This is a genomic window from Pseudomonas sp. 37 R 15 (assembly GCF_900004865.1).
Classification (GTDB): domain Bacteria; phylum Pseudomonadota; class Gammaproteobacteria; order Pseudomonadales; family Pseudomonadaceae; genus Aquipseudomonas; species Aquipseudomonas fluorescens_AM.
This window is the reverse complement of record NZ_CVTV01000013.1, coordinates 95088-107017: the sequence shown is the minus strand read 5'-3', so window position 1 is coordinate 107017 and position 11930 is coordinate 95088. Positions and strand designations below refer to the sequence as shown.

The window sequence follows — 11930 nt, the reverse complement described above, 5'->3', positions numbered from 1 at the left end:
AGCAGTGTGTCAGTCAGAGTATCTGGTACTGGTACACCGCAATCGGGGGCAAGCCCCCTCCCACATTTGATTTTCAGAGTGTTCGGACATTGAGTTCGACCTCGCCCAAGCGGCCTCCCTGCGGCCCGAAACTGCGCTCCACCATCCGCCGCGTGCCGTCGGCATTCACAATCAGCGCCGTGCTCGCCCGTGTTCCGTAGCTGGGGCTGGCGATAAACACACTCGACAACAGGCTTTCCGTCGCCAGGCCGACGCCGGTATCCGGCAGCTCGACGAACGGTGCGGTCTGCGGGTCGCTCAAAATCCCCAGTAACGCCTGCGGCTGCGGATTGTCGAGGATGTCTGCGAGTGCCGCCCTGGCCTTGAGCAACTTCGGCCAGGGCGTATCCAGCCCGGCATTGGACAAGCCATACACGCCGGCCTTCAACCGCGTCGGCTCGGCCTCGTTGGCGTTGTAATGCCACAACTCATCCGGCGTTCCCACCAGCAGGTTGAACCCGGCGTATTCGATCGAACGTCCGTTAACATCCGCCAGATAATCGTCAATCGGCAGCGAACCGCTGAGAAAGCGGGCCACCAGCTCGCCGCGGGACTTGCGCGACGGTGGCTGGTGCGGGTCGCGGATATTGGTCAGCGCGGCAAAGCGCCCATCGGCGTTAACCCCCAGCCAGGTGCCGCCCGCCTCCTGGTCGCGGCCGGCGTAGACCCGGGGCTCATCCGGCCATTGCGCCAGCGGCAGGCTGGGCCGGGCGTAGAACTCATCGCGGTTGGCCGCAACGATCAGCGGCTGGGCGTGGCCCGGCCGCCAGGCAAAGACAATCAGGCACATCGGGCGATCCCTCGTGTGTTTTTTCTCACTCTACCCACACAACGGCCAGCGTTCCATCGCAACGAAGTTGGGCCGCGCACCTTCCATCCGTTAACATGCCGGGCCGTTGGGCGTGTATGTGAACTTCTTAATTTGATCTCGCAGCTGTAACGCAGGCTTAATCGCGCATCGGCATGGTCCGATGCGTCATGACTAAATGTTTAACGAGGAGTCGCAATGCTGCCTTACCCGCAGATCGATCCGGTGGCCCTGGCCATCGGTCCGCTGAAAATCCACTGGTACGGGTTGATGTACCTGATCGGCATCGGCGGTGCCTGGCTGCTGGCTTCCCGGCGCCTGAACCGTTTCGACCCGACCTGGACCAAGGAGAAACTCTCCGACATGGTGTTCTGGATGTCGATGGGGGTAATCGTCGGCGGGCGCCTGGGGTATGTGCTGTTTTACGATTTGTCGGCGTATATCGCCAACCCGACGCTGATCTTCGAAGTGTGGAAAGGCGGCATGGCGTTCCATGGCGGCTTTGTCGGCGTGATGATCGCCGCCTGGTGGTTCGGCCGGCGCAACGGCAAGTCGTTCTTCCAGTTGATGGACTTCGTCGCACCGTTCGTCCCTATCGGCCTGGGCGCCGGGCGCATCGGTAACTTCATCAACGCCGAGCTGTGGGGCAAGCCCACCGACGTGCCGTGGGCCATGGTGTTCCCGCCGTTCAGCGACCCGGCGCAACTGCCGCGCCATCCGTCGCAGCTGTACCAATTCGCCCTGGAAGGTGTGGCATTGTTCCTCATCCTCTACCTCTTTTCGCGTAAACCTCGCCCAACCATGGCGGTGTCCGGGATGTTCGCGCTGTTCTACGGGATCTTCCGCTTCATCGTCGAGTTCGTGCGGGTCCCGGACGCGCAGTTGGGCTACCTGGCGTGGGGCTGGCTGACCATGGGCCAGGTCCTCAGTATTCCGATGATCCTGGCGGGCCTGGGCCTGTTGTGGTGGGCGTACAACCGTCCGCAACCGCTGAAGAACGCCGCGCTTTAAATTCGAATGCCAGGACCAGGAGGTCCTGGCTTCAACGATACGGGTAATTACATGAAGCAATACCTCGAACTCCTGCACGACGTCGTGACCAATGGCCTGACCAAGGGCGATCGTACCGGCACCGGCACCCGGGCCGTGTTCGCCCGCCAGTATCGGCACAACCTGGCCGACGGCTTCCCGCTGCTGACCACCAAGAAACTGCACTTCAAAAGCATCGCCAACGAGCTGATCTGGATGTTGAGCGGCAACACCAATATCAAGTGGCTTAACGAAAACGGCGTGCGCATCTGGGATGAATGGGCCACCGAAGACGGCGACCTGGGCCCGGTGTACGGCGAGCAGTGGACCGCCTGGCCTACCAAGGACGGCGGCACGATCAACCAGATCGACTACATGGTTCACACGCTCAAGACCAACCCCAACAGCCGCCGCATCCTGTTCCACGGCTGGAACGTCGAATACCTGCCGGACGAAACCAAGAGCCCCCAGGAAAACGCGCGCAACGGCAAGCAAGCGCTGCCGCCGTGTCACCTGCTGTACCAGGCGTTCGTGCACGACGGCCATCTGTCGATGCAGTTGTACATCCGCAGCTCCGATGTGTTTCTTGGCCTGCCCTACAACACCGCCGCGCTGGCGTTGCTCACCCATATGCTGGCGCAGCAGTGCGACCTGATCCCCCACGAGATCATCGTCACCACCGGCGATACCCACGCCTACAGCAACCACATGGAACAGATCCGGACCCAGCTGGCGCGCACGCCGAAAAAGCTGCCGGAACTGGTGATCAAGCGTAAGCCTGAGTCGATTTACGACTACCGGTTCGAAGACTTTGAAATCGTTGGCTATGACGCCGACCCGAGCATCAAGGCTGAAGTCGCGATCTGAAGCCTGTCTCGGTCAAAAATGTGGGAGGGGGCTTGCCCCCGATTACGGTGTGTCAGTACCCAATATTCTGACTGACACACTGCTATCGGGGGCAAGCCCCCTCCCACAGTTGATTTGTGTTCACTCTAATGGCCGTGGCTTCTGCCCACGTGCGAGGGCTCGGCCTCGCTGGCGGCAATCGCGCCGCTGACTTCCAACTGCTGCAGGATTCCACACGGCTCCCCACCCCCGCAGCGCTGGCGCAAGTCCAGCAATTGCTCCTGCAACGCCAGCAGCCCATCGATCCGCGCTTTCACATGGTGGATGTGCTCATCAATCAACGCATTCACGCTTTCACATTGGTCCTGAGGGCTGTCGCGCAGGCTGAGCAGGCTGCGGATTTCTTCCAGTGTCATGTCCAGGCTGCGGCAGTTGCGGATAAAGATCAGCCGCTCGGTATGCGCCTGGGTGTACACGCGGTAGTTGCCGTCCGTGCGCGCGGGGGGTGGCAGCAGGCCTTCCTTCTCGTAATAACGGATGGTTTCCACCGGGCAGTCGGTCAGTTTGGCCAGTTCACCGATCTTCATCGCAGCAATCTCCAAATGGGTGCTTGACCCTATAGTGGCTACAGGGTCTTTACTTGGCAACAGGCACCTTTCCGGACGCGACACCATGAGCGATTCCCTCCACACCCCGCACAAGCACGACCACGATCACGATCACGATCACGGCGAGCACACGCTCAAGCCGGTGCATGACCACGGCGGCGCCTGCTGTTCCGGCGCACCGGCGCCTGCGCGGGTGCAACTGAGCGACGCCCCCACCGCCGGCTCGCGCCTGAGTACCTTCCGCATCGAAGCGATGGACTGCCCTACCGAACAGACGCTGATCCAGAACAAACTGGGCAAGCTTGCCGGCGTGCAGCAGTTGGAATTCAACCTGATCAACCGCATCCTCGGCGTCACCCACGATCTGCCGAGCACTGCGCCGATCATCGACGCCATTAAATCCATCGGCATGCAGGCCGACCCGATTGAAGAAGGCACGCCTGCCGCCGCCCCGCCTGCCAAGAAACACTGGTGGCCGCTGGCTGTGTCGGGCGTGGGCGCGTTGGGCGCCGAGGTCCTGCATTTCAGCGGCATTGCACCGACCTGGGTGATCGCCCTGGTGGCGCTGGTATCGATCCTCAGCGGCGGCCTCACCACCTACAAAAAGGGCTGGATTGCCCTGAAAAACCTCAACCTGAACATCAACGCACTGATGAGTATCGCCGTGACCGGTGCGGTGCTGATTGGCCAGTGGCCGGAAGCGGCGATGGTGATGTTCCTGTTTACGGTGGCCGAGTTGATCGAAGCCAAGTCCCTGGACCGTGCGCGCAATGCCATCAGCGGCTTGATGCAGATGACCCCGGAACAGGCCACCGTGCGGCAAGCCGATGGTTCCTGGATGGAACAGGACGTCAAAAGCATCGATCTTGGCGCCATTGTGCGGGTTAAGCCTGGCGAGCGCATTGGTCTCGACGGTGAGGTGAGCGCTGGTCAATCCACCATCGACCAGGCTCCGATCACCGGTGAAAGCTTGCCGATTGAAAAGACCGTGGGCGATAAAGTCTTCGCCGGTACCATCAACCAGGCCGGTTCCCTGGAATACAAAGTGACCGCGGCGGCCAACAACTCCACCCTGGCACGAATCATCCACGCCGTGGAGCAGGCCCAGGGCGCGCGCGCACCGACCCAGCGTTTTGTCGACAGCTTCTCGAAAATCTACACCCCGGCGGTGTTCCTGTTTGCCCTGGGCGTGGCCGTCATCCCGCCGCTGTTCATGGCAGGCCTCTGGTTCGACTGGATCTACCGCGCCCTGGTGTTGCTGGTGGTCGCGTGCCCGTGCGCCCTGGTGATTTCCACTCCGGTGACCATCGTCAGCGGCCTTGCGGCGGCGGCGCGCAAAGGCATCCTGATCAAGGGCGGCGTGTACCTGGAGGGCGGTTACAAGCTCGACTACCTGGCCCTGGACAAGACCGGCACCCTCACCCACGGCAAGCCGGTGCAAACCGACTATGTGCCGCTGTTCGACAGCGTGCAGGACAGCGCGCCGGCCCTGGCCGCGAGTCTGGCAGGACGCTCCGACCACCCGGTGTCCCTGGCCATCGCCAACGCGGCGGTGGATAAAAATCTGCCGTCCCACGTTGTGGATAACTTCGAGGCATTGCCCGGCCGTGGTGTGCGCGGTGACATAAACGGCGAAACCTACCATCTGGGCAACCACCGTCTGGTGGAAGACCTCGGGCTGTGCTCGCCGGCGCTGGAGGAGAAACTCTTCGCCCTGGAAAAACAGGGCAAATCCGTGGTGTTGCTGCTCGACAAGTCCGGCCCGCTGGCATTGTTCGCGGTGGCCGACACCGTCAAGGACAGCAGCCGCGAAGCCATCCGGCAACTGCACGACCTGGGCGTCAAGACGTTGATGCTGACCGGTGATAACACCCACACCGCCCAGGCGATTGCGGCTCAGGTTGGTATCGATCAGGCCCGGGGCGACTTGTTGCCCACCGATAAACTGCAGGCGATTGAAACGCTCTACGGCCAGGGCTACCGCGTCGGCATGGTCGGCGACGGCATCAACGACGCTCCGGCCCTGGCCCGTGCCGAAATCGGCTTTGCCATGGCCGCGGCGGGCACCGACACCGCTATCGAGACCGCCGACGTGGCATTGATGGACGATGACCTGCGCAAGATTCCCGCATTCATCCGGCTCTCCAGGCAAACGTCGAGTATCCTCAAGCAGAACATCGCCCTGGCGCTGGTGATCAAGGCGATTTTCCTGGCGGTCACGTTCCTGGGCATGGCGACCATGTGGATGGCGGTGTTCGCCGACATGGGCGTCAGCCTGCTGGTGGTGTTCAATGGCCTGCGCCTGTTGCGCAAATAGACGATGAGAGGGCGGTGTGCTGAGTGCTGAGCTGAAGGCGTTTTACAAGGTCGCCCGCCTGGGCAGCATCACCCAGGCGGCGAAAAAACTCGGCCTGAGCCAGCCCACGGTCACCACCCAGATTCGCAACCTGGAAAGCCAATACGGCGTTGAACTGTTCTACCGTGGCGGTCGCCGTCTGACGGTGAGCGATGAAGGCGCGCGGCTGTTGCCGATGGTCAAGGCGCTGTTGCAACAGGAAGCGGATATCGAGTTTTTCCTGCGTAACAACGGCCAGGTTCAAGGTACCTTGCGCATTGCTGCGACGGCGCCGTACTACATTCTCGATCTGGTCAAAGCCTTTCGCGAACGCCTGCCGCAAGTGGAAGTGTCGGTGGAAATCGGCAACTCCCAGCAGGTGCTCGAAGCGCTGGACGACTACCGCGTTGACGTTGCCGCCTCGTCGCAATTGCTGGAAGACTCCCGTCTGGTGCGCCGCGTGCTGGGCACTGATCCTCTGGTATTGGCGGTGCATCGCAACCATCCGTTGGCCAGGCTTGATCATGTGCCGTTGACTGCGCTGGCCGGGCATACGCTGCTGATGCGTGAAGCGGGGTCCACCACCCGCAGGCTGACGGAAGACATGCTCCAGGGGGCTGGCGTCAGCTATGGGCCGCTGCTGGAAATCGGCAGTCGTGAATCGATCCGCGAGGCGGTGCTGCGCAATATCGGCATCAGCATCATTGCGCGACAGGAAGTGCCGCATGATCCACAGCTGAAGGTGCTGACCCTTGAGAATGCGCCGCAGATTCCGGAGTATCTGTACTGCCTCAAGGAGCGCAAAGGTGCGCGACTGCCGGCGGCTTTCCTTGGCCTGGCTCAGGAAATGTCGCCACTTCAGGTGTTGTGACTGGCTTGAGGGCCTATCGGGGGCAAGCCCCCTCCCACAGTTGACCGAGTTCCAACATGAGAATGTGGTCAAAATGTGGGAGGGGGCTTGCCCCCGATAGCGGTAGATCAGGCACAACCCAAATCCACCAATACCCCTATCACGCCCTTTTGCCCTTCTGCCACATCAGCGAAGTATTCCGCCCCTAGCATGGCCTTCATCCGTTCGATGAGGCGCCACCATGCACACAGCCCTGACCCACCCCGGCGCACCGATGAAGGTGCGCGGCATCCAGAAACGCTTCGGCGCCTTTACCGCGCTGGACAACGTGTCGCTGGATGTCGCCGCCGGCGAGCTGGTGTGCCTGCTGGGCCCGTCCGGCTGCGGCAAGACCACCATGCTGCGCTGCATCGCCGGCCTTGAGCGCCAGGACGGCGGCGAAATTTACCTGGGTGACCGCGATGTTTCCCGGCTGCCGCCCCAGGCGCGGGACTACGGCATCTTGTTCCAGTCCTACGCGCTGTTTCCCAACCTGACCGTAGAAGCGAACATCGGCTACGGCCTTACCGGCAGCGGCCGCGATGAGGTGCGCAAGCGTGTCGGGCAGATGCTTGAACTGGTCGGCCTGCTCGGCAGCGAAAAGAAATACCCCGGCCAATTGTCCGGCGGGCAACAGCAGCGAGTAGCCCTGGCGCGTGCCCTGGCACCGGCACCTTCGTTATTGCTGCTGGATGAACCGATGTCCGCCCTCGATGCCCAGGTTCGCGAGCACCTCTGCACCGAACTGCGCCAACTGCAACGACGCCTGGGCATCACCACGCTGATGGTCACCCACAATCAGGACGAAGCCATGCTGATGGCCGACCGTATCGCCGTGATGAACAACGGCAAGGTCGAGCAATACGCGACGCCTCAGGATATCTACAACCGCCCGGCCACGCCGTTCGTGGCGGAGTTTGTCGGCCAGGGCAATTGGTTGCCGTTCAGCCGCAACAGCGCCAGCCACGCCCAGGTCGGTGGCCTGAATATGCGTCTGGCCGACGACGCCGGCATGGCCACATCCGGGCGCCTGTTCTGCCGACCGGAAGCCATCAGCGTGAATCCGCCGGTGCATGAAGAAAACCTGTTTGCGGCCAAGGTCCGCGAGATCACTTTTCTGGGCAACCGCTGCCGCATGAGCTTCGAACTGGCGCAGCTACCGGGCCACGCATTGCTGGCCGAACTTACGCCACACGACATGCCGCGCCTGGGCAGCCAGGATATCTGGGTGGCGTTGCCGCCGCGCAGCCTGCAGGTGTTTGCCTGAGATGGCTGCGGTCATGAGCGTGCCGCTGCCGCGTCAGATGGCTCGCGCCGAGTGGGGCGACCGCCTCTTCGTGGTCGGCGGCAAATGGCTCTGGCTGGGCCTGTTGGTGGTGGCGGTGCTGCTGCCGCTGCTGGCGATCTTCTGGCGTGGCTTGAGCAGTGAAGCCGGGCAGGGCGGTGGCCTGATCGCCGCACGGGCATTGCTGACCAGCGCCAATTTCCACTGGTTGCTGGGCAATAGCCTGAAAGTCTCCTTGAGCGTAGCGGCCATCGTCGTACCGCTGGCCTATCTGTTTGCCTACGCGCTGCAGCGCACCTTGATTCCCGGCAAAGTCATCTGGCGCGGCGTGTCGCTGCTGCCATTGATGGCGCCCTCGATGTTACCGGGCATCGCGTTGGTGTATCTGTTCGGCAACCAGGGGCTCTTGCGCGGGTTGCTCTCGGACAATATCTACGGCTTCTGGGGCATTGTTCTGGGCGAAGTGATTTACACCTTCCCACACGCCCTGATGATTCTGCTGTCCGCCTTGTCGCTGGCGGATGCGCGCTTGTTCGACGCCGCCTCCAGCATGGGCGCCAGCCCCGCCCGGGCGTTTCGCAGCATCACCTGGCCGGCCACGCGCCAGGCGGTGTTCGCGGCGTTCTGCCTGGTGTTCACCCTGACCATCACCGACTTCGGCGTGCCGGTGGTGGTAGGTGGGGACTACCAGGTGCTGGCACTGGAAGCCTACAAGGCCGTGGTCGGTCAGCAACAATTCGGGCGTGGCGCGTTGATCGGCATGGTGCTGCTGTTGCCGGCGCTGTTCAGCTTTGGCGTGGATGCGTGGTTGCGCCGCCGTCACGGTGATGCCATGAGCGGCCGTGCCCAGGTCTTTCAACCGCTGCCGTCGCGTCCAAGGGATGGCTGCTACCTGGCAATCGTGCTGCTGATCTGCGCGGCGCTGCTGCTGGTGTTCGGCATGGCGGTGTATTCCTCGCTGGTCAAATTCTGGCCCTATAACCTGTCGCTGTCGCTCAACCACTATCAGTTCGAAGACACCGCCGGCGGCGGTTGGCTGGCCTATCGCAACAGCCTGACCATGGCGCTGTGCACGGCGCTGATCGGCAGTGTGCTGATCTTCACCGGCGCCTATTTGATGGAAAAGACCAAGGGCCAAACGGGCCTGAATCTGGCCCTGCGCCTGCTCAGCTTTGTGCCGATGGCCGTGCCGGGCCTGGTGCTCGGCCTGGGCTACGTGTTCTTTTTCAACCTCGGCGGCAACCCGCTGCATGTGTTCTACGGCAGCATGGCGCTGCTGGTGGTGTGCACCATTGCTCACTACCTGACCACTGCACAAATGACCGCCACCACCGCACTGCGCCAGCTGGACGCCGAGTTCGAAGCCGCCGCGTTGTCCCTCAAGGCGCCGCTCTACCGCCATTACCTGAAAGTGACGGTTCCGATCTGCCTGCCCGCGTTGCTGGATATTCTGCGTTACCTGTTCGTGTCGGCAATGACCACCGTCTCCGCTGCGATCTTTCTCTACAGCCCCGACACCCTCCTCGCCGCCGTCGCCGTATTGAACATGGACGACGCCGGCAATGTGGGCGGCGCGGCGGCCATGTCGACCCTGATTCTGTTCACCTCTGGCGGTGTCTCGCTGCTGCTGGCGTGGGCTTCACGTGGCGCCTTGCGCCGCTCCCAGGCCTGGCGCCAGACCGCGCCCGGGCAATGATCCTTCAAAGGAGGTATTCCATGTTCAAACCCCTGGCGCTGGTCGCTGCCGTACTCACTGCATTGAGCCTGAATGCCTTTGCCAAGACTGAGCTGACCGTGTACACGGCGCTCGAAGCCGAACAGTTGAAGACCTACAAAAAGGCCTTCGAACAGGCCAACCCCGACGTCGAGATCAAGTGGGTGCGCGACTCCACCGGCATCATCACCGCCAAGCTGCTGGCCGAGAAAGACCGCCCACAGGCTGACGTGGTCTGGGGCCTGGCCGCCTCCAGCCTGGCGATACTCGACCAGCAAGGCCTGCTGGACAACTACGCGCCCAAGGATTTGGACAAGATCGGCAAAAACTACCGCGACACCGCCAACCCGCCGGCCTGGGTCGGTATGGATGTATGGGCTGCGACCATTTGCTTCAACACGGTGGAGGCCGAAAAGCAGGGCCTGAGCAAACCGGTGAGCTGGCAGGACCTGACCAAGCCTGAGTACAAGGGCAAGATCGTGATGCCCAACCCGGCCTCCTCCGGCACCGGCTTCCTGGACGTGAGCGCCTGGTTGCAGACCTTCGGTGAGAAGCAGGGCTGGCAGTACATGGACGACCTGCACCAGAACATCGGCCAGTACGTTCACTCCGGCTCCAAGCCGTGCAAGTTGGCGGCATCCGGTGAGTTCCCGATCGGGATTTCGTTTGAATACCCGGCCGTGCAGTTGAAGCGCCAGGGCGCACCGCTGGACATCATCCTGCCGAAAGAGGGCCTGGGCTGGGAGATCGAAGCGACGGCGGTGATCAAGGGCACGACCCATGCCGAGGCTGCGAAAAAACTCGCGGACTTCTCTGCAAGCCCGGCGGCGATGGCGCTGTACAAGGACAATTTCGCCGTGCTCGCCCAACCGGGGATCGCCAAGCCGCAGACCGAATTGCCGGCCGACTATGAGCAACGGTTGATCAGGAACGACTTTGTGTGGGCGTCGAAGAATCGCGACAGCATCCTGGCTGAGTGGCGCAAGCGTTATGACGGGAAGTCGGAGAAGGTGGCGGGTCAGTAATTTCTCGGTTTGGGCTGATGGCCTCATCGGGGGCAAGCCCCCTCCCACTCTTGATCTGCAAACACGGTTCAAATGTGGGAGGGGGCTTGCCCCCGATAGCGGTCTTGAAAACAGGACATCACTACATGACACACCACAGCGACCTGCTGATTGTCGGCGCCGGCATCCTCGGCCTCTCCCACGCCTACGCTGCCGCCAAACGCGGTCTCAAGGTCAAGGTCTTCGAACGCAGCGCCACACCATTGGGCGCTTCGGTGCGCAACTTCGGCCAGGCGCTGGTCACCGGCCAGCCGCCGGGGCCGATGCTCGATCTTGCGCGGCAAAGCCGCGATATCTGGGGGCATTGGGCGCAGGTGGCCGGGTTTGCGCTCAAGCGCAATGGCGCCTACCTGTTCGCCCGTACCGAAGCCGAAGCGCATCTGCTCGAAGCCTTTTGCCTCGGGCGTGCCCGCGAGCACGGCTACAACGTCGAGCTGCTGCAAGGCGCGGCCTTGAATGACCTGTACGCTGGCCAATTCCGCCATCACCGCGCCGCGCTGCATGGCAGGGACGACCAGCAACTCTATTCGCGCGAAGCGATCCCGGCGCTGATCAACTATTTGGCGCAAGCGCTGAACGTGGAGTTTCACTTTTCCACCCTGGTGCATGATGTCGAGCCGGGCCAGTTGCACAGTACGGCGGGGCGTTTTCGCGGCGAGCAGATCATTGTGTGTTCCGGTCACGACTACCAGACCCTGCTGGCCGAATCGATGGCCGCACTCAACCCGCAAGTCTGCCGCCTGCAAATGCTGCGGGCACGGCCGGCGCATGACCTGAACCTGCAACATGCCTTGCTGACCGGCCTCAGCTGCGTGCATTACGGTGCGTTTGCCGACTTGCCCGAGGCCGCCGCGGTACAGGCGCAGATCCTGCGCGAAACGCCGCACCTGCAGGCGCACGGGATTCACCTGCTGATCAGCCCCACGCCCCATGGCGACTTGATCATCGGCGATTCCCACGATTATGGCAGCGATGCATCGCCCTTCAACGCCGAGCAGGTCGATGACTGGCTGATCGAGCTGGCCGAGCAGACCCTCGGCTGCAAAATCCAGGTGGTGGAGCGTTGGCAGGGCGTGTATGGCTCGCGTGGGCCGGCGCCGTTCTCGGTCTTGCAGGTGGCTGCGGGGCTCAATGTTGTGCTCATGCATACCGGCGTAGGCATGAGTGTGGGGCCGGCGCTGGCCGAGCGAAACATCGCAGCGTTGTGGGGAACGGTGTCACCATGAGGGCCAAGGCACTACGGTTTTTGGTTGCCTTCAAGAGATTGGCGCAATTCAGACGGTGGACGCGGACGCAGCGTCTGGAATCAACAT

10 protein-coding genes are annotated in these 11930 nt (G+C 62.4%); 8 read left to right on the top strand and 2 right to left on the bottom strand.

Going from position 1 to position 11930, the window contains the following annotated elements:
* Positions 1–73: 73 nt before the first annotated feature.
* On the bottom strand, positions 74–829 hold the full coding sequence (locus tag BFQ04_RS03600) for an NRDE family protein (RefSeq protein WP_065949622.1): 756 nt from the start codon (positions 827–829) through the stop codon (positions 74–76).
* Between the two features lie 216 nt (positions 830–1045).
* Between BFQ04_RS03600 and lgt the strand changes: the two genes are divergently transcribed.
* Both lgt and BFQ04_RS03590 read left to right on the top strand, forming a co-directional pair.
* On the top strand, positions 1046–1858 hold the full coding sequence (gene lgt, locus BFQ04_RS03595) for a prolipoprotein diacylglyceryl transferase (protein WP_057723439.1): 813 nt from the start codon (positions 1046–1048) through the stop codon (positions 1856–1858).
* A 51-nt stretch (positions 1859–1909) separates the two neighbouring features.
* Positions 1910–2743, top strand: coding sequence for a thymidylate synthase (locus tag BFQ04_RS03590; protein WP_065949621.1), 834 nt, complete (start codon positions 1910–1912; stop codon positions 2741–2743).
* A 125-nt stretch (positions 2744–2868) separates the two neighbouring features.
* Here the strand turns inward: BFQ04_RS03590 and cadR are convergent, their stop codons facing one another.
* Entirely contained in the window at positions 2869–3309 is a 441-nt protein-coding gene (cadR, locus tag BFQ04_RS03585; RefSeq protein WP_065949620.1) for a Cd(II)/Pb(II)-responsive transcriptional regulator, read from the bottom strand.
* Between the two features lie 85 nt (positions 3310–3394).
* Here cadR and BFQ04_RS03580 point away from each other — a divergent pair, with 85 nt between their 5' ends.
* The 6 genes from BFQ04_RS03580 to BFQ04_RS03555 all read left to right on the top strand — a co-directional run bounded on the left by BFQ04_RS03580 (position 3395) and on the right by BFQ04_RS03555 (position 11843).
* Entirely contained in the window at positions 3395–5647 is a 2253-nt protein-coding gene (locus tag BFQ04_RS03580; protein WP_065949619.1) for a heavy metal translocating P-type ATPase, read from the top strand.
* A gap of 16 nt (positions 5648–5663) precedes the next feature.
* Positions 5664–6536 (top strand): LysR family transcriptional regulator, encoded by an 873-nt coding sequence (locus tag BFQ04_RS03575; RefSeq protein WP_065949618.1) that lies wholly within the window; start codon positions 5664–5666, stop codon positions 6534–6536.
* 220 nt (positions 6537–6756) lie between these two features.
* A complete protein-coding gene (locus BFQ04_RS03570) occupies positions 6757–7821 on the top strand; it encodes a putative 2-aminoethylphosphonate ABC transporter ATP-binding protein (protein ID WP_065949617.1) in 1065 nt (354 codons plus the stop codon).
* 1 nt (position 7822) lies between these two features.
* Complete coding sequence (locus BFQ04_RS03565) at positions 7823–9535, top strand: putative 2-aminoethylphosphonate ABC transporter permease subunit (RefSeq protein WP_065949616.1); 1713 nt, start codon at positions 7823–7825, stop codon at positions 9533–9535.
* A 20-nt stretch (positions 9536–9555) separates the two neighbouring features.
* Positions 9556–10578 carry a putative 2-aminoethylphosphonate ABC transporter substrate-binding protein gene (locus BFQ04_RS03560; RefSeq protein WP_065949615.1) on the top strand — a complete coding sequence of 341 codons (1023 nt, stop codon included), beginning with the start codon at positions 9556–9558 and terminating at the stop codon, positions 10576–10578.
* 125 nt (positions 10579–10703) lie between these two features.
* Positions 10704–11843: a TIGR03364 family FAD-dependent oxidoreductase gene (locus tag BFQ04_RS03555; RefSeq protein ID WP_065949614.1), complete on the top strand. Its 1140-nt coding sequence runs from the start codon at positions 10704–10706 to the stop codon at positions 11841–11843.
* Positions 11844–11930 lie beyond the last annotated feature (87 nt).

What these genes read in the sequence shown, in the direction of transcription:
- BFQ04_RS03600 (WP_065949622.1), bottom strand. Translation starts at nt 829, where the DNA reads ATGTGCCTGATTGTCTTTGCCTGGCGGCCGGGCCACGCCCAGCCGCTG.
- lgt (WP_057723439.1), top strand. Translation starts at nt 1,046, where the DNA reads ATGCTGCCTTACCCGCAGATCGATCCGGTGGCCCTGGCCATCGGTCCG.
- BFQ04_RS03590 (WP_065949621.1), top strand. Translation starts at nt 1,910, where the DNA reads ATGAAGCAATACCTCGAACTCCTGCACGACGTCGTGACCAATGGCCTG.
- cadR (WP_065949620.1), bottom strand. Translation starts at nt 3,309, where the DNA reads ATGAAGATCGGTGAACTGGCCAAACTGACCGACTGCCCGGTGGAAACC.
- BFQ04_RS03580 (WP_065949619.1), top strand. Translation starts at nt 3,395, where the DNA reads ATGAGCGATTCCCTCCACACCCCGCACAAGCACGACCACGATCACGAT.
- BFQ04_RS03570 (WP_065949617.1), top strand. Translation starts at nt 6,757, where the DNA reads ATGCACACAGCCCTGACCCACCCCGGCGCACCGATGAAGGTGCGCGGC.
- BFQ04_RS03565 (WP_065949616.1), top strand. Translation starts at nt 7,823, where the DNA reads ATGGCTGCGGTCATGAGCGTGCCGCTGCCGCGTCAGATGGCTCGCGCC.
- BFQ04_RS03560 (WP_065949615.1), top strand. Translation starts at nt 9,556, where the DNA reads ATGTTCAAACCCCTGGCGCTGGTCGCTGCCGTACTCACTGCATTGAGC.
- BFQ04_RS03555 (WP_065949614.1), top strand. Translation starts at nt 10,704, where the DNA reads ATGACACACCACAGCGACCTGCTGATTGTCGGCGCCGGCATCCTCGGC.